Below are 16,978 nucleotides of genomic sequence, written 5' to 3'. Positions count from 1 at the left end.
GTGTACGACGGCGACATCGCATCCGTGCTCATCACCGAGCAGGAGATCAGCGACAAGGTCACCGAACTCGCCAAGCAGGTCGCGGCTGATCACCCAGAAGGTGACTCCGACCTCGTGCTGATCACCGTCCTCAAGGGCGCGGTGATGTTCATGGCCGACCTCGCACGTGCGCTGCCCGTTCCGGTGCAGCTCGAGTTCATGGCCGTTTCGTCCTACGGCTCCTCCACGTCCTCCTCGGGCGTGGTGCGGATCCTGAAGGACCTGGACCGCGACATCGCCGACCGTCGGGTGGTGATCGTCGAGGACATCATCGACTCAGGGCTGACGCTGTCGTGGCTGCTGAAGAACCTGCAGTCGCGCAAGCCCCGGTCGCTCGAGGTGTGCACCCTGCTGCGCAAGCCCGACGCGGTCAAGGTGGAGGTGCCGGTCAAGTACGTCGGCTTCGACATCCCCAACGAGTTCGTCGTGGGCTACGGCCTCGACTACGCCGAGCGCTACCGCGACCTGCCGTACATCGGCACGCTGGACCCGAAGGTCTACTCCAGCTGAGTTGTCCACAGATCTGCGAACGGTCGTTTTCGCAGGTGGAGGGGCAATAGAATGGCCGAGGGGCCGTCCCCCCGGGAAGGGTGGGGGCTGCCCCTCGGCCGTTCGCGTTCAGCAGTTCGGGCGGCAGCGGCGCTGGGAGACCGCGTCCAGCAGCACGCCGCGGATGTCCTCGGGGTTGCGCGCCTGGTAGGCCTTGCCGCCGGTGGCGCCGGAGATGGCCCGCAGGGCGTCCATGTCGACCTCGTCGCCGAGGCCCACCATGATGATCGGCACCGGCTTGGCCGGGTCGGACTCGCGCTTCAGGGTCTCGATCAGCGCGGCCGTGTCGATCGACGAGATGTCGTCGTTGCGGCCGTCGGTCATCAGGACCACCGAGTTGACCTTCGACGGGTCGTAGCCGGACAGCACGTGCCGGAAGGCCGCCAGGGTGGTGTCGTTCAGGGCCGTGCCGCCGCCGACGAGACCGGGCAGCTGGCTGGCACCGGCCTCCAGGCGCTTGCGGCGGGTCACCCCGGCCAGGGGCTCGCCCAGCGGACCCACCGGCACCAGCTCGATCCAGTCGTTCGGCGGCTTCTTGTTCGTCGAGAACGCCCACAGGCCGATCTGGGTGGTGTCCGGCAGCATCGACAGCGCCGTCATGGACGCCTCCGCCGCCGCCTCGATGCGCGTCTTGCCGTTGCTGCTCTTCTCGATCATCGAGCCGGAGACGTCGATGACGGTCAGCATGCGCATGTCCAGGCTGATGGCGCCCCACGTGCGGAGCAGTTCGGAGACCTGGTCGGCGTTCGGCGTCTCGATCAGCTTCACGTCACCGGCCTGCACGCCCTCGACCTTCGTCGACCACTTGGTCGGAGCGGCGCCCTGCACGGTGCGGAAGCCGGCCTCGCCGAAGCGCTTGACCGTCTCGGCCGAGCGGAGCACCTTCTCGAACTCCGCGGCCGCCTCGCCGATGCCCTCGGTCTCGTTCGGGCGGGAGACGCGGACGAGCGGGTAGTCGAACGAGAGCGTGCCCTCCTTGGGCGGGGCGCCCAGCACCGAGTTGGCCTTGGCCGCGCGGTTGTTGGCCACGATCGACTGCTCGGTGGCGGCGAACAGCGGTGCCTTCGCCGCGTCCGTGGTGACCTTGCCGAAGGCGTCGCGCACCGACGGGATGGCGCTGCGGCCCACCCTCAGCAGGGCGCCGACCAGCTCGGGCTTCGGGGTGCCGTCCGCGTTGCCCAGCAGCGTGCGGATCACGAACAGCGTGGCGAGGCCCTCGGAGGTCATGGTCGGGTCGCTCATCGAGACCTGGACCTTGGGGTCGAGGACCTTGGACCAGGACACGGGCGAGACCGGGTAACCGATCTTGCCCATCGCCTGCTCGGAGCCGGCCAGCACCAGCGGGCTGGACGCCAGCGAGGGCTTGATGTCCAGCTTCGGGGCCTCCGGGCCGGTCTCGGCCGCCTGGCGCTGGGCCTCGGCCGCCCACATCGACGAGTCGGGAATCCACAGGGAATGGGGGTTGATCTGCGCGGTGGGCAGCTCGTTCGCCACGTCGGCCGCGTTGCGCGCCTCGACCTGGACCTGAACGCACCGGCCGTGCACGACGGGCTGCGACCGCTGGTAGTCCTGCGCTGCAGCGTTCACCACATCTAACGCTGCGGGGGTGACGGCGACCTTCAACGGCAGTGCACCGGAGCAGTCGGCGCCGCTGGTGACACGCAGTGCCACGACCGTGACGCCCGCCGCCGCGACCACTCCGAGCAGAGCGCCCACGGGAAGGGCGACCCGCCGGAACAGACCGGGGGACGTGTGACGTGCTGACATACAGTTACTGACCTTCGGTCACGTGTTCACTCTTTCGAGTGGCGGGGGAACACTCAGGGGATGCATGAGGATGACATGGGACCCCCAAACGTAGTGAGACGGCGTGACCTGCGTCACTCGTCTGGACGGCCGTATTTGTTCCGGATGAACCAAACAGCGTGAACATGCGTGGTAGCGGTCACGGACGGGAACCAGGAACCGTCCCCGGCCGTTGGTTGCTCAGTACCCGACCAGCGGGCGGTAGGCTGGTCGGACGCGGTATGTGGGTCTTCCACTGCCCGACGCGCAAGTCAGGGAGGGTCGAGGCCGCCCGCCGGCCGTAAGTGCATGGACCGCAAGCGCCTGCTTCGCAACCCGCTGCTGTGGATCGCTGCGGTGTTGCTGCTCTACTTCGTCTTCACCGTGCTCTTCGACGACTCACGGGGCTACCACCCGGTCAAGACGTCCCAAGCACTGCAACAGGTGCGGGACGGCAAGGTCAAGGAAGCCACGATCGAGGACAAGGAGCAGCGGCTCCGGCTCACCCTCACCGACGGCACCACCTTCGAGGGCAGCAACCGCCTCATCACGCAGTTCCCGGCCAGTGCGACGGACGAGATCTTCAACGTCCTCGACCAGGCCGGCAACAAGCCGACCGTGGAGACCAAGGTCAGCCAGGAGTCCATCCTGATGCAGATCCTGATCTACCTCGTGCCGCTCGGCCTGCTGTTGCTGCTGCTGATGTGGATGATGAACAACGCTCAGGGCGGCGGCAACCGCGTTCTGAACTTCGGCAAGTCCAAGGCCAAGCAGCTGTCCAAGGACATGCCCAAGACGACGTTCGCCGACGTCGCCGGTGCCGAGGAGGCCGTCGAGGAGCTCGAGGAGATCAAGGACTTCCTCCAGAACCCCGGCCGCTACCAGGCGCTCGGCGCGAAGATCCCGAAGGGCGTGCTGCTGTACGGCCCGCCGGGAACCGGCAAGACGCTGCTCGCCAGGGCCGTCGCCGGTGAGGCGGGCGTGCCGTTCTACTCGATCTCCGGTTCGGACTTCGTCGAGATGTTCGTCGGTGTCGGTGCCTCGCGTGTGCGCGACCTGTTCGAACAGGCCAAGCAGAACGCGCCGTGCATCATCTTCGTCGACGAGATCGACGCGGTGGGCCGCCACCGCGGTGCCGGTCTCGGCGGTGGCCACGACGAGCGCGAGCAGACGCTGAACCAGCTGCTCGTCGAGATGGACGGCTTCGACTCGCGCGGCGGGATCATCCTGATCGCGGCGACGAACCGTCCCGACATCCTCGACCCCGCGCTGCTGCGCCCCGGTCGCTTCGACCGCCAGATCCCGGTCTCCGCACCGGACCTGAAGGGCCGCAAGCAGATCTTGCGGGTGCACTCGAAGGGCAAGCCGCTGGCCGCGGACGCGGACCTCGACGGCCTCGCGAAGCGCACCGTCGGGTTCTCCGGCGCCGACCTCGCGAACGTCATCAACGAGGCCGCGCTGCTCACCGCCCGCCAGAACGGTCACGTCATCACGGCGTCCGCGCTGGAGGAGTCGGTGGACCGGGTGATCGGCGGTCCGGCCCGCAAGAGCCGGATCATCTCCGAGAAGGAGAAGAAGATCACCGCGTACCACGAGGCCGGGCACGCCCTGGCCGCGTGGGCGATGCCGGACATCGACCCGGTCTACAAGGTCACGATCCTCGCCCGCGGCCGCACCGGCGGCCACACCCTCTCGGTGCCGGAAGAGGACAAGGACCTGATGACCAGGTCCGAGATGATCGCGCGGCTGGTGTTCGCGCTCGGCGGGCGCAGCGCCGAGGAGCTCGTCTTCCACGAGCCCACGACCGGCGCGTCCAACGACATCGAGCAGGCGACCAAGATCGCCCGCGCGATGGTCACCGAGTACGGCATGAGCGCGCGGCTGGGTGCCGTCAAGTACGGCCAGGAGCAGGGCGAGCCGTTCCTCGGCCGCTCGGCGGGCCGGCAGGCGGACTACTCGCTCGAGGTCGCGCACGAGATCGACGAGGAGGTGCGCAAGCTCATCGAGGCGGCGCACACCGAGGCGTACGAGGTGCTCAACACCTACCGCGACGTCCTCGACGACCTCACGCTCGAGCTGATCGAGAAGGAGACCCTGCACCAGAAGGACCTGGAGCGGATCTTCGCCCGTGTCGAGAAGCGGCCGCGCATCACCCAGTTCAACGACTTCGGTGACCGCACGCCGTCCGACATCCCGCCGGTCAAGACCCCCGGCGAGCTCGCCAAGGAACGCGGGGAGCCGTGGCCCCCGGTCGTCGAGGACACCCTCGACGACGAGCCGCAGCAGGCGGAGCCCGCCGCGGCACCGACCGAGGAGCTGCCCTCGCCGAACGGTTCCAACGGCGTGCACCAGTCGGGGCCGCCGAACCAGTCGGGTCCGCCGAACTACGGCGCCCCGCCCGGATGGACCCCGGCGACCGTGCCCGGCGGCAAGCCGCACAACGTCTGGGAGCCGAAGAAGCCGCAGCCGGACCAGGACGAACGGCAGTGACAGAGCAGCATCAGCTCGACGGAGACGCCGGCCTCACCCGCAACGGGGAGGCCGGCGTCTCCGCGCGGCGGGTCTTCGACCAGGGGCGCGCCGAAGCTGCGGTGCGCGAGCTGCTGATCGCGTGCGGTGAGGACCCGGAGCGCGAAGGCCTGCGCGAGACACCCGCTCGGGTGGCGAGGGCTTACCGGGAGTTGTTCGCCGGGCTCTACACGGATCCCGACAGCGTGCTGGCGAAGACGTTCGACGAGAGCCACGAGGAGCTCGTCCTCGTCACCGACATCCCGATGTTCAGCTTCTGCGAGCACCACCTGCTGCCGTTCCACGGCGTGGCGCACGTCGGGTACATCCCGAACGAGCAGGGCCGGGTGACGGGCCTGTCGAAGCTCGCGCGGCTCGTCGACCTCTACTCGAAGCGGCCGCAGGTGCAGGAGCGGCTCACGTCGCAGGTCGCGGACGCGCTGGTGCGCAGGCTCGAACCGCGCGGCGTGATCGTGGTCGTCGAGGCCGAGCACCTGTGCATGGGCATGCGCGGCGTGCGCAAGCCGGGTTCGCGCACGACCACCTCGGCGGTGCGCGGGCTGCTGCGCACGTCCGCGTCCACGCGGGCGGAGGCGATCGAGCTGATCAGGGGCCGGACGCGGTGAGTGCCCTGGTGAGCACACTGCCGAGGCCCGGTCGGTGCGTCGTGATGGGCGTGCTGAACGTGACGCCCGACTCGTTCTCCGACGGAGGCCGCTACCTCGACCGGCAGGACGCGGTCGCGCACGGCGTCGAGATGAGCAAGCGCGGTGCCGACCTGATCGACGTCGGTGGTGAGTCGACCAGGCCGGGCGCCGTCCGCGTCGATCCCGCCGAGGAGATCGCGCGCGTGGTCCCGGTGATCCGCGAGCTGGTCGCCGAGGGCGTGCCGGTCAGCGTGGACACGATGCGGGCCGCTGTCGCGTCGGCGGCGCTGGAGGCGGGCGCGTCGATCGTGAACGACGTGTCCGGCGGGCTGGCGGATCCCGAGATGGCCGCCGTCGTTGCCGAGGCAGGCGTGCCGTACGTGCTGATGCACTGGCGCGGGCACAGCACGGAGATGGACTCGTTGGCGACCTACGAGGACGTGGTGAGCGACGTCCGCGACGAACTGCTGGAGCGCGTCGAGGCCGCGATGGCCGCGGGCGTCGCGGAGTCGTCGATCGTGCTCGACCCGGGACTGGGCTTCGCGAAGCTCGGCGACCACAACTGGGAGCTGCTGCAGCGCCTCGACGAACTGGTCGAGCTGGGTTTCCCGGTGCTGGTGGGGGCGTCGCGCAAACGCTTCCTCGGCACGTTGCTCGGCAACCGTCCACCGGATGGCAGGGAAGACGCGACCGCCGCGGTGTCTGCTCTGGCGGCGTTCAACGGAGCGTGGGGTGTGCGGGTGCACGACGTCGACCGGACCTTGGACGCGGTCGCCGTCGCCGGAGCGTGGAGGCGGGGACATGGCTGACCGGATCGCGTTGACGGGTCTGCGGGTTCGCGGCAACCACGGCGTGTTCGAGCACGAGAAGCGCGACGGCCAGGAGTTCGTCGTCGACATCACGCTGTGGCTGGACCTTTCGTCAGCGTCGCGCACGGACGACCTCAAGGAGACCTACCACTACGGCGAGCTCGCCGAGATGGCCGCCGCGATCGTCGGCGGCGAACCGTGCGACCTCATCGAGACGGTGGCCGGGCGCATCGCCGACTCCGCGATGACCGACACCCGGCTGCACGCGGTCGAGGTGACCGTCCACAAGCCGTCCGCGCCGATCCCGCTGGCGTTCGACGACGTGTCGGTGACGATCCGCCGCTCGCGCCGGCTGGCCGCACCGCTGCCGCCCAAGGAATCCCGGTGACCCGCGCGGTTCTCTCGATCGGCTCGAACCTGGGCGACCGGTTCGCGTTCCTGCGGTCGGTCGTGGACGGCTTGCGGCCGTTCGTCGTGGCGGTGTCACCGGTCTACGAGACGGCGGCCTGGGGCGTGCAGGACCAGCCGGACTTCCTCAACGCCGTGGTGATCGTTTCTGGCGAGGGGATCGACGAGTGGGGCTGGCTGCGGCGCGGCCAGGAGCTGGAGAACGCCGCCGGACGCGTGCGGGAGAAGCGCTGGGGACCGCGCACGCTGGACGTGGACGTGGTTTCGGTGGACGGGGTGACCTCGGACCACCCGGAGCTGCTTCTGCCGCATCCTGGGGCGTTTGAGCGCGCAACAGTCATCATCCCGTGGCTCGACGTCGAACCCGACGCCGTGCTGCCGGGCCACGGACCCGTTGCGGCGCTGCCGTTCTCGTCCGAGGGCGTGCGGCGGCGCGACGATCTCGTGCTGACTTCCGGTTGGATGGACTCGTGAGGTTCACCCGTCCTCGTGATCTGGCGACGATCGCGATCATCGCCGGACTGCTGGCGCACCTGCTGCTGCGACTCGCGTACGACACGTTGCCGCCGTTGCCGCTCGCGGCGGGTTCGACGCTGCTCGCCGTGGCGGTGGCGGAGCTGGTGCTCGCGTTCTCGTTGCGGGCCAGGATCCAGCGCCGTCCGGGCGCACGGCCCGTGCAGCCGCTCACCGCGGCCCGCGCCGTCGCGCTGGCGAAGGCCTCCTCGGTTCTGGGCGCGTTGATGTTCGGTGCCTGGACCGGGTTGCTGATCTACGTCGTGCCGGTGCGCGACGAGTTCGCGGCGGCCGGGAACGACCTGTTCGCGGCCGTGGTCGGGATCGTTTCGGCGGCCGGTCTGACGGCGGCCGCGCTGTGGTTGGAGCACTGCTGCAAGACGCCGACGGAGACTCCCGGGAAGGATTAGATACCCGGCTGTAGGTCTCAGTCGCATAACTACGCGGTACCGTAGTCCCCATGACCGGGCGAGGCGCGTCGATCGACGACGAGCAAGAAGATCACGGTCGTGGCTCCGGGCGATTGCTGTTGGTAGCGGCGTTGGCGCTCGCTCTCGTGGCCGCGGCGGTGCTCGTGCTGAGCGACAGCGCCCGCATGCTGCGCCTGGCCGTGGTGGCCGCGCTGTGGGCGGCCCTGGTGGGAGCCTTCCTCGCCGCCAAGTACCGCAAGCAGGTCAGCGAGCGCGACGACGAGGTGGCCGACCTCCAGTCCGTCTACGAGCTGGAGCTCGAACGCGAGGTCGCCGCCCGCCGCGAGTACGAGCTGGAGATCGAGTCCGAGACCCGCAAGCGGATCGAGGAGGAGTCGCGCGCGGACATCGAGTCGCTGCGCGCCGACCTGAGGGCGTTGCGGGACAACCTCGAAGCCCTGCTGGGCGGCGATGTTCTCGTCGAACGCGTGGCCCTGCGGGCCGAGTCGACCCGCCTGCGTTCGCTCGCCTCCGACGCCGCACGGCTGGCCTCGCTGTCGGACAAGCGCGTCATCAACGCCAAGCCCGCGATCACGGCCTCGGTGCCGTCCTCTCCGGCGGAGAAGCCGTCCGAGCGCACCGAGCTGATCGAACGCGTCGCCCACGAGGCGAAGGTGCAGCCGCCACGCCGCGAGCCGGCGCGCCCAGAGCCCGCACGGCCGGAACCGACCAGGGTCTCGCCCCGTCCGCAGCCCGCCGCAGTGCGCCGCGAGCCGGTGAAGGCCGTGAAGCAGGAGCCCGCGCGCCCGCAACAACGCCCTGCCGGTGGCGTGGCAGCCCGGTTGGGCGGAACCCCACCCCAGGTCGCCCAGCCGCCGACGGTGAAGGCCCCGCAGCCGCCCGTCGCAGCGCCGCAGGCCACTCAACGGGTGCCGCGCCCGCAGCCGCAGCAGAACCGCACCGAGTCGCTGTCACGCCCGGTGGAACCGCCGAAGGCACCCGCCGCGGTCGCCAAGGCGGTCGAGACGCGCAAGCCGGAACCGCGGTCCCGCGTGGCCGAGCGCACCGAGATGATCAACCCGCAGGTGCTCGCCGACTCGCGCGCCAAGCCCGCCGGCGGCGGTCGCCGCCGTGCCGACGACCGGCAGGAACCCGAGCAGAACAGCGGTTCGTGGGAAACCCTGAAGCCGTCGAGCGGCGGCACCTCCGGCGGTCGCCGCCGCGCGGAGGACACCCCGTCACGCCCGTCGGAGGACTCGCTGGTGTCGCTGCCGCCAGTGGGCCGCCGTGCCGCGGACCAGTCGTCGACTCGGCTGCCCGTGGTGTCGACCGGACGCCGCGCCGCCACCGATGAGCCCCCGGTCGCCGGACGCCGGGTCGCGGAGGAGTCGTCCACGCGCCTGCCCGCGGTGTCGACCGGACGCCGTGCGGCGCCGGAGGACCCGTCCGGTGCGCACGCGGACGGCAAGTCCGTGAGCGAGCTGCTGGCCTCGCTCGGTGGTGGTGACGCGCCGCGCCGGCGCCGCCGTCGCGACGACTAGGCGCCTGCCAGAGGTCCCGCCTGCTGGGCTGTTACGTGGATGAAGGGCGCCTTCATCCACTCCAGGTGGAGGAAGGCGCCCTTCATCCACCTCACCAGACGGCGGGTTCGTGGTCAGGCGCCGTGACGGTCCGGCGGCTCGCTACTTGTCGATGTCCCCGACGATCACGGCGAACGAGCTCAGCACCGCCGGCAGGTCGTCCACCGCGGTGCCCGGCAACAACGCCGACAGCGCCTGAACGTTGTTGAACGACGGCGTGCGCAGCTTCAGCCGCCACGGCGTCTTCTCGCCGCGCGACGACAGGTGCACGCCGGACGTACCCAACGGCGCCTCGACGCGCGTGTAGACCGAACCTTCCGGTGCCTTGATGGCCTTGGGCAGCCGCACGTTCACCGGGCCCGACGGCAGCTGTTCCAGACAGGCCGAGGCCAACGAGACAGACAGCCGCGCCTCGTCCAGGAGGCACCGCACGCGGGCAGCGGCGTCGCCCTCTGTTCGTACGACGGGCGTGAACTCCAACGACTTGTACGCGGGCAACGGGTCGTCACGTCGCAGGTCGAAGTCGACCCCGCTGGCGCGTCCGATCGGTCCGGTCACGCCGTACGCCAGGGCATCCGCTTGCGGCAGTACGCCGAGGCCGTCCAGCTCCGAGAAGTCGATCTCCAGCGTGTTGACGTCCACAGTGGACAGGAATGCGGCGACGCGGTCCGTCCAGCCTGCCGGGACGTCCTCGCGCAGGCCGCCGATTCGGTTGAACATGAAGTGGATGCGGCCGCCCGAAGCCTCTTCCATCAGGCCCTGCACGCCCTCGCGGTAGGTGGCGGCGTTGGGGCACAACGGGGTCAGGAAGATCATGTGGGCCATCAGGCGGTTGAGCTCGCACAGCAACGCGCGCAGCCACTGGGCCCTGGCTGGGACGTCCATGCCCGTCATGCGTTCGACGGCGAGCGCGACGGCCAGTTCGTTGCAGAACGCGGAGAGCCAGTCGTGGCGGTTGGCCAGCGTCAGCACCTGGCGGTAGTCGCGGACCTCGAAGAGCTTCTCGGCGCCGCGGTGCAGGTGGCCCACGAGCGGTTCGGCCGCGGTGATCATCAGGTCCGGGGTGACGGTCAGGCGCAGGCGGTAGGCGCCGTGGGCCGACGGGTGCAGTGGGCCCAGGTCGATCACGCGGTCCACGCCCAGGTACTGGGCGCCCGCGCCCACGCCGACGGTGATCTGCTCGCTCACCGGAGCATGGTTTCACGCCCTCGTGATCGCGAAGAGGAAGCACCCGTGCGACAGGCTGCGGACCTGCAGAGTCTCGATCGTTGGATTGTTGAACGATTCGGCGATCACGCGATCGAACGATCCCGGCTCCACCAGCTCGCCGTCGTGGATCTGACCCGCCGCGTTGTAAGAACGTAGGATGCGAGGATTGTTCAACAATTCTACAGGGAGACGATCCAACGAAGGCGAGTCGGGACAGTCCACGTGCGTGAAGATCGGACCGACCTCGGCGTACGGGCCCTTGCCGGCGGCAGGCGAGTAGCGGAAGAGCCAGACCGGTTCGTCCGCGAGCGACTTGCGCAGGCAGCAGCGCAACGGCACGTCGGGCTCGGAGGCGCGGTACTCGCGGCCCGCGTCGGACAAAGCGGCTGACGGCGGCACGTTGTGGATTCGCATGCCGTCAACGATCGTCCTCAGGAGACCGCGAAGCTGGCGGGAATCGGACGCCAGGGCGGCAGCGCGGGCAGCAGGTCCGCGACCGCGACACCACACCCGTGCAGCAGCCACCCGAACCCGCCCAGACCGCGTGGGTCACGCAGCTCGGCGATCCGTCCGGCCCGCGCGGCCGACTCCAGCCAGTCCCACCCGGAACCGGCAACGACCCCGGTCAAACCCAGCGCCGCCAACGCATCCCGTTGCGAGACGAGCACGAAGTCCCCACCGGCGGCTGCCGCGCACGCGTCCAGAGCCACGTGTGCGGTGATGTCGCACGACCCGTCGAACACCGGCGAGACCTGACGCCCGTCCTGGTACCCGGTCAGCGTGAACCGCCGTGACGACACCAGATGCCCGTAGTCGATCGCCAACGCCGCCCCGTGCACCGACGACACCGCCGCAGCCCAGGCCGCATCCCGCGGCGCACCCACCTCCGCCTGCTCACCGTCCCGCAAAGAGGGCCACCACCGGGTGATCCACGGATCCGCGGAAGGCCCGGTCACCACCGGACAGGGAATCGAGTCGAGCCACTCGTGCCCGACCAGCAACCCCACGCACGAAGGCACCTCGGAAACCCACCGAACCCCGGGCAGCTCAACGGGTGGACCGAGCTCGACGGCCGTGACGCGCAAGCGGGACGCCAGCGACCCGGTCGCCAGCGACCGGACCGCGAACGCGAGCTCACCGCCACCCGCGCCGACGTCGACGAAGTCCACGACCGGGGGAAATCCGAGTGCGGCGTCCACCCGCGCCAACAGCTCCAGAAGTGCCGTCGCCAGCTCCGGCCCGACCAGCGGCGAGGTCCGGAAGTGCGACGACGGCTTCTCGCCGCGCGCGAAGAAGCCGGAAGGCCCGTAAAGAGCGGCGTGCCACGCGGCTTCCCAGTCGAACACGGGTCAAGTGTGCCTCTAAGGTCATTTCCCGTGAACGACGCCGACCTCACGCCGACGCCGACCCGCAAGCGCATCGAGCAGCGCCGCTGGACCGTCCTGTTCCCCGTCGTGGCGCTGATCGCTCTCGCCGCCGCGGGTCTCGTGCTGTTCGCGCTGGGCACGTCGGCCATCGGCATCGAGCCGTTGCTGGTCGGTGCGGCCGCGGCGCTGATCCCCGTCGCGTTCGTGGTGAGCGCGTTCCTGTGGATCGACCGCTGGGAGCCGGAACCGGCGAAGATGCTGCTGTTCGCGTTCGTCTGGGGTGCGTGCGGGGCGACGATCAGCTCTCTCGCGTTCAACCAGACGAGCCGGGTGCTCGGCAGCCTGCTCACCGACGACGGCACGACGTTCACCGCGGTGGTGGGCGCGCCGATCGTCGAGGAGGCGACCAAAGCGGCGTTCCTGCTCGCGGTGTTCCTGAGGCGCCGGCACGAGTTCGACGGCGTCGTGGACGGCATGGTCTACGCGGGCATCACGGCCGCGGGCTTCGCGTTCACCGAGAACATCTGGTACTTCGGCCGGGTCTTCCTCGCCGACGGGCTCGGCGGCATGGGCGGTGGCGTGATCGCGCTGTTCATCCTGCGCGGGGTGCTGTCGCCGTTCGCGCACCCCCTGTTCACGGCCATGACGGGCATCGGCGTCGGCATCGCGAGCAGCAGCAGCAAGGCCACGACGCGCATCATCGCGCCGATCCTGGGTTACCTCACCGCTGTGGGCCTGCATTCGCTGTGGAACTTCTCCACGACCGTCGGCACCGGGTCGGACTTCATCAACCTGTACTTCCTGATCATGGTGCCGGTGTTCGCGGGCGCGGTGGCGATCGTGGTCTGGCAGCGGCGCCGGGAGCAGCGGATCGTGGCCGGGCAGCTGGCCGCGATGGCGCAGAACAGGTGGATCGCCAACAGCGAGGTCGCGCTGCTGGCCAGCCTCGAAGGCCGCAGGAACTGGCTGCGGGCGGTCAAGCGCAAGTCCGGTGACGGCGCGGCCAAGGCCGTGAAGAGCTACCAGAACGCCGTCACCGAGCTGGCCTTCCTGCGGCACCGCATCGAGCAGGGCACGGCGGGGCAGAGCGCGGAACAGCGGCACGGAGTGCTGCTGGACACGCTGCACGCCGCACGGGCGGCCGCGCGCCGGTGAGTCCCGTCACCGACCGGCCTCAGGCCAGGATCGGCGGGATTACCCTCGGCGGCGTCGTCCGGTACCCGCACAGGGACTGGAACGTCTGAAGGAGTTAGTCGCATGGACGCGACCCCACGTCCGGCCAGGCTCGCCGTCGGTGTCATCTCGGCAGGCCGGGTCGGTTCCGTGCTGGGCGCCGCGCTGGCCAGGACGGGTCACGTGGTGGTCGGCACGTCCGCCGTCTCCCAGGCCTCCCGCAACCGCGCGGAGGAGCTGCTGCCCGGCGTCCCGGTCGAGGACCCGACGGAGGTCGCCCGGCGCGCCGACCTGGTGCTGCTGGCCGTCCCGGACGACGAGCTGCCCGGTCTGGTCAAGGGCCTGGTCGCCACGGAGTCGCTGCGCGCGGGCCAGATCGTCGTGCACACCAGCGGTGCCCAGGGCGTGCACGTCCTCGAACCCGCTGCCCGGCTGGGTGCCCTGACGCTCGCCCTGCACCCCGTCATGACCTTCACCGGTCGTGAGGAGGACCTGCAGCGGATGCGCGCCGCGTGCGTCGGCGTCACGGCCGCGGACGACGACGAGGTGGCGTGGAGCGTCGGTGAGGCCCTGGTCGTCGAGATGGAGGCGGAGCCGATCCGGGTGCCGGAGGCCGTCCGCCCGCTCTACCACGCGGCACTGGCCCACGGCGCGAACCACCTGATCACGCTGGTCCGCGATGCCGCGGACCTGCTCACCAACGCCGGCGTCGCCAACGCCGAGCGCCTGCTCGGCCCGCTGCTGTCCGCGGCGCTCGACAACGCGCTGCGCCACGGCGACCGCGCCCTCACCGGTCCGGTCGCCCGCGGCGACACGGGTACCTTGCGCAAGCATCTCGACGTGCTCGCCGAACAGGCACCCGACCTCCTGCCCAGCTATCGCGTGCTCGCCCGCCGCACCGCCGAACGGGCAGAGCACTCCGGGCTGCTCAAGCCCGACGCGGCCAACGACGTTCGCACCACTCTTGAGGACTGACGTGACCAAGCCACTCACCAAGGACGACTACCGCCCGGACGACGTCACGGTGCACCGCGACCCGCAGCGGCTCAACCGCGTCGTGCGGGCCCTGCGGGGTGCCGGCCGCAACGTCGCGCTGGTGCCCACGATGGGCGCGCTGCACGCGGGCCACCGGCAGCTGATCCGCGAGGCCAAGGTCATGCAGAACACGGTGATCGTGGTGTCGATCTTCGTGAACCCGTTGCAGTTCGGGCCGAACGAGGACCTCGCCAAGTACCCGCGGCAGTTCGAGTCCGATGTGGACATCTGCCGCGAGGAGCGCGTGGGGCTGGTGTTCGCGCCGTCGGTCGAGGACATGTACCCCGAGGGCGCGCAGGTCACCGTGCACCCCGGCCCGCTGGGCGACGAGCTGGAGGGCGCGTCCAGGCCCGGCCACTTCGCGGGCGTGCTCACGGTCGTCTCGAAGCTGTTCAACATCGTGCAGCCCACGTACGCGGTGTTCGGGCAGAAGGACTACCAACAGCTGCAGCTGATCCACAAGATGGCGCGGGACCTCAACTTCCCGCTCGACGTCGTCGGCGTGCCGACCGTCCGCGAGCACGACGGCCTGGCGCTGTCGTCGCGCAACGCCTACCTGAGCCCGGAGCAGAGGCAGCAGGCCGTGACGCTGTCGGCCGCGCTGACCGCTGGTGCCCACGTGTCGTCGCAGGGCGCCGACGCGGTGCTCAAGGCCGCGCACGACGTGCTGGCGCAGACGCCCGAGATCGAGCTCGACTACCTGGAGCTGCGCGGGCCGGACCTCGGTCCCGCGCCGGAGAACGGCGACGCGCGCCTGCTCATCGCGGCCCGCGTCGGTTCCACCCGCCTGATCGACAACATCGCGGTGTTGCTCGGCGAAGGCGACGAGTAGGGGGAATGACATGTTCCGCACGATGCTGAAGTCCAAGATCCACCGGGCCACCGTGACGCAGGCCGACCTGCACTACGTCGGCTCGGTGACGGTGGACGAGGACCTGATGGAGGCCGCCGACCTGCTGGCGGGCGAGCAGGTCGCCATCGTCGACGTCACCAACGGCGCGCGGCTGGAGACCTACGTCATCCCGGGCGAGCGCGGCACCGGCGTGCTGGGCATCAACGGTGCGGCGGCGCACCTCGTGCATCCCGGCGACATCGTCATCCTGATCGCCTACGGGCAGATGGACGACGCCGAGGCCCGCACCTACCAGCCCCGCGTCGTCTTCGTGGACGCCGACAACAAGGTCGTCGACCTCGGTGCCGACCCCGCGCACGCTCCCGAGGGCTCCGGTCTGGTGAACGGCTCCACTTCGGCGCCGTCGTCCGAGACCGTCGAGGCGACCGCGCTCGACGCGTTGATCCAAGCCGAGAACTGAGGAACCGCACCGTGCTGCTCGCCATCGACGTCGGCAACACCAACATCGTGCTCGGTCTGTACGACGGGGTCGGCGACTCGGCCCCGCTCGTGCGCGACTACCGCATGCGCACCGACGCCAGGATGACCGCCGACGAGCTCGCGCTGACCATGCGCGGCCTGCTCGGCGAGTACGCCGACAAGATCACCGGCATCTCCGCGCTGTCCACCGTGCCCGCGGTGCTGCGCGAGCTGCGGGTGATGCTCGGCCGCTACTACGACTCCGTGCCGAAGATCCTGGTGGAGCCGGGCGTGAAGACGGGCGTGCCGCTGCTCGTCGACAACCCGAAGGAGGTGGGCTCGGACCGCGTGATCAACACGCTGGCCGCGCACCACCTCTACTCGACCTCGTGCATCGTGGTCGACTTCGGCACGTCCACGAACCTCGACGTGATCTCGTCGCGCGGCGAGTTCCTCGGCGGCGCGCTGGCCCCCGGCATCGAGATCTCGGTCGACGCCCTGGCCGCCCGCGCCGCGCAGCTGCGCAAGGTCGAGCTGGTCAGGCCGCGCAACGTGATCGGCAAGAACACCGTGGAGTGCCTGCAGTCCGGCATCGTCTGGGGGTTCGTCGGCCAGGTCGACGGGTTGGTGCGCAAGATCACCGAGGAGCTCCAGCAGACCGATCCCGGACCCGTGACGGTGATCGCCACGGGAGGTCTCGCCCCGCTGGTGGTGTCGGAGTCCTCGACGATCGCGCACCACGTGCCCGACCTGACCCTGCTGGGGTTGCGGCTCGTGTTCGAGCGCAACCTGCCTAGTCGCTGAGGCGAACCGACCGGAAGACCTCCGTGCGCAAGGGGACGTCGAACGGCCCGTTCGACGTCTCCGGCCGCGAACGGAGGAACGCGAGCATCTTCTCGTTGATCGCCGCCCGCTCCTCGTCGTCGACGACCAGCATCCGCGAATGCGTGTTGACCGTGGCGATGAGCGCTTCCGGCGAGTCCCTGCGGTGCGCGTGCGGGAACGTCCTGGTCTCGATCGGGCTGAACGACGAGTTGGTCATGTCGCCCGTCGGGTCCTGCCGCTGCGACTCGACGCTGGTGGACGACAGCTGTTCGAACTCGGACAGCCACTCGACGTCCCGGGCGTGTTCGTTCCACATCGCCGCGAGGACGCCACCGGGTCGCAGCACCCGTGCGATCTCCGGCAGTGCCTGCTCCTGGTCGAACCAGTGGAACGCGGTGCCGACCAGCACGGCGTCCACCGTCTGGTCCGGCAACGGGATGTGCTCCGCATGACCGGGCAGGGCGCGCACGTCGTGAACGCGGCGCACGAGCTCGGACAGCATCTGCTCGTTGGGCTCCACGGCCGTGACGCGGTGGCCTTCCGCGACGAGTCCCGAGGTCAGCTTGCCGGTGCCGGCGGCCAGGTCGAGCACGTCCAACCGCTCTGAGGTGCCCAGTGGCTCCAGGGCCCACCGGATCGCCGCCACGGGATAGTCAGGCCGGTGTTCGGCGTAGGCCTCCGCCTGAGCGCCGAACGAGTCCGCTCGCCTCGCGTGTAGATCCATAACCCCAACTTAGGGGGCCGCGGATCTGCCGGGGTATCCGGTTCGCTTCACCGCAGAGCACTTCCGTACCCTTCTCCGCGTGAGT

Annotated in this window: 18 protein-coding genes; 13 read left to right on the top strand and 5 right to left on the bottom strand. The window is 70.0% G+C overall.

The window, feature by feature from the left end; genetic code table 11:
• Entirely contained in the window at positions 1-549 is a 549-nt protein-coding gene (gene hpt, locus ABZV40_RS00890) for a hypoxanthine phosphoribosyltransferase (RefSeq protein WP_355433835.1), read from the top strand.
• 108 nt (positions 550-657) lie between these two features.
• Here hpt and ABZV40_RS00885 read toward each other — a convergent pair whose 3' ends face one another.
• Positions 658-2,355 (bottom strand): substrate-binding domain-containing protein, encoded by a 1,698-nt coding sequence (locus ABZV40_RS00885; protein WP_355433833.1) that lies wholly within the window; start codon positions 2,353-2,355, stop codon positions 658-660.
• 327 nt (positions 2,356-2,682) lie between these two features.
• Between ABZV40_RS00885 and ftsH the strand changes: the two genes are divergently transcribed.
• From ftsH to ABZV40_RS00850, 7 genes are read left to right on the top strand one after another with little or no spacing between them, the layout of a single operon-like run.
• Positions 2,683-4,863, top strand: a complete 2,181-nt coding sequence (gene ftsH, locus ABZV40_RS00880) for an ATP-dependent zinc metalloprotease FtsH (protein ID WP_355433831.1) — start codon at positions 2,683-2,685, stop codon at positions 4,861-4,863.
• A complete protein-coding gene (gene folE, locus ABZV40_RS00875; RefSeq protein ID WP_355433830.1) occupies positions 4,860-5,507 on the top strand; it encodes a GTP cyclohydrolase I FolE in 648 nt (215 codons plus the stop codon). Before ftsH ends, folE begins: the two co-directional genes overlap by 4 nt.
• A gap of 44 nt (positions 5,508-5,551) precedes the next feature.
• Complete coding sequence (gene folP, locus ABZV40_RS00870) at positions 5,552-6,337, top strand: dihydropteroate synthase (protein ID WP_355434112.1); 786 nt, start codon at positions 5,552-5,554, stop codon at positions 6,335-6,337.
• Positions 6,330-6,725, top strand: coding sequence for a dihydroneopterin aldolase (folB, locus tag ABZV40_RS00865; protein ID WP_355433828.1), 396 nt, complete (start codon positions 6,330-6,332; stop codon positions 6,723-6,725). The genes folP and folB overlap by 8 nt, the downstream gene beginning before the upstream one ends.
• Positions 6,722-7,219: a 2-amino-4-hydroxy-6-hydroxymethyldihydropteridine diphosphokinase gene (gene folK, locus ABZV40_RS00860; protein ID WP_355433826.1), complete on the top strand. Its 498-nt coding sequence runs from the start codon at positions 6,722-6,724 to the stop codon at positions 7,217-7,219. The genes folB and folK overlap by 4 nt, the downstream gene beginning before the upstream one ends.
• Positions 7,216-7,668 carry a DUF3180 domain-containing protein gene (locus ABZV40_RS00855; RefSeq protein ID WP_355433825.1) on the top strand — a complete coding sequence of 151 codons (453 nt, stop codon included), beginning with the start codon at positions 7,216-7,218 and terminating at the stop codon, positions 7,666-7,668. Before folK ends, ABZV40_RS00855 begins: the two co-directional genes overlap by 4 nt.
• A 50-nt stretch (positions 7,669-7,718) precedes the next feature.
• The gene (locus ABZV40_RS00850; protein ID WP_355433823.1) at positions 7,719-9,209 is read left to right on the top strand and encodes a DUF6779 domain-containing protein; all 1,491 of its coding nucleotides are present in this window, start codon (positions 7,719-7,721) and stop codon (positions 9,207-9,209) included.
• A gap of 141 nt (positions 9,210-9,350) precedes the next feature.
• Here the strand turns inward: ABZV40_RS00850 and ABZV40_RS00845 are convergent, their stop codons facing one another.
• Genes ABZV40_RS00845 through ABZV40_RS00835 form a run of 3 tightly spaced genes read right to left on the bottom strand, consistent with a single transcriptional unit; the run spans position 9,351 to position 11,803 of the window.
• The gene (locus ABZV40_RS00845) at positions 9,351-10,436 is read right to left on the bottom strand and encodes an NADH-quinone oxidoreductase subunit D (RefSeq protein ID WP_355433821.1); all 1,086 of its coding nucleotides are present in this window, start codon (positions 10,434-10,436) and stop codon (positions 9,351-9,353) included.
• 12 nt (positions 10,437-10,448) lie between these two features.
• Positions 10,449-10,871, bottom strand: a complete 423-nt coding sequence (locus ABZV40_RS00840) for a DUF1203 domain-containing protein (RefSeq protein ID WP_355433819.1) — start codon at positions 10,869-10,871, stop codon at positions 10,449-10,451.
• A 17-nt stretch (positions 10,872-10,888) separates the two neighbouring features.
• Positions 10,889-11,803 (bottom strand): SAM-dependent methyltransferase, encoded by a 915-nt coding sequence (locus ABZV40_RS00835; protein ID WP_355433817.1) that lies wholly within the window; start codon positions 11,801-11,803, stop codon positions 10,889-10,891.
• A gap of 30 nt (positions 11,804-11,833) precedes the next feature.
• Between ABZV40_RS00835 and ABZV40_RS00830 the strand changes: the two genes are divergently transcribed.
• The 5 genes from ABZV40_RS00830 to ABZV40_RS00810 all read left to right on the top strand — a co-directional run bounded on the left by ABZV40_RS00830 (position 11,834) and on the right by ABZV40_RS00810 (position 16,148).
• Complete coding sequence (locus tag ABZV40_RS00830) at positions 11,834-12,979, top strand: PrsW family intramembrane metalloprotease (RefSeq protein ID WP_355433815.1); 1,146 nt, start codon at positions 11,834-11,836, stop codon at positions 12,977-12,979.
• Between the two features lie 102 nt (positions 12,980-13,081).
• Positions 13,082-13,972: a DUF2520 domain-containing protein gene (locus ABZV40_RS00825; protein ID WP_355433813.1), complete on the top strand. Its 891-nt coding sequence runs from the start codon at positions 13,082-13,084 to the stop codon at positions 13,970-13,972.
• Position 13,973: 1 nt separating this feature from the next.
• Entirely contained in the window at positions 13,974-14,864 is an 891-nt protein-coding gene (gene panC / locus ABZV40_RS00820) for a pantoate--beta-alanine ligase (protein WP_355433811.1), read from the top strand.
• A gap of 10 nt (positions 14,865-14,874) precedes the next feature.
• On the top strand, positions 14,875-15,345 hold the full coding sequence (gene panD, locus ABZV40_RS00815; RefSeq protein ID WP_167978192.1) for an aspartate 1-decarboxylase: 471 nt from the start codon (positions 14,875-14,877) through the stop codon (positions 15,343-15,345).
• An 11-nt stretch (positions 15,346-15,356) separates the two neighbouring features.
• On the top strand, positions 15,357-16,148 hold the full coding sequence (locus tag ABZV40_RS00810; RefSeq protein ID WP_355433809.1) for a type III pantothenate kinase: 792 nt from the start codon (positions 15,357-15,359) through the stop codon (positions 16,146-16,148).
• On the opposite strand, the gene ABZV40_RS00805 is transcribed toward ABZV40_RS00810, so the two are convergent.
• On the bottom strand, positions 16,138-16,893 hold the full coding sequence (locus tag ABZV40_RS00805; protein WP_355433807.1) for a methyltransferase domain-containing protein: 756 nt from the start codon (positions 16,891-16,893) through the stop codon (positions 16,138-16,140). The two genes, ABZV40_RS00810 and ABZV40_RS00805, sit on opposite strands and share 11 nt — an antisense overlap.
• Positions 16,894-16,978 lie beyond the last annotated feature (85 nt).

The organism is Lentzea sp. NPDC004782 (assembly GCF_040609115.1).
GTDB lineage: Bacteria > Actinomycetota > Actinomycetes > Mycobacteriales > Pseudonocardiaceae > Lentzea.
This window is presented reverse-complemented; position numbering and strand designations above follow the sequence as displayed.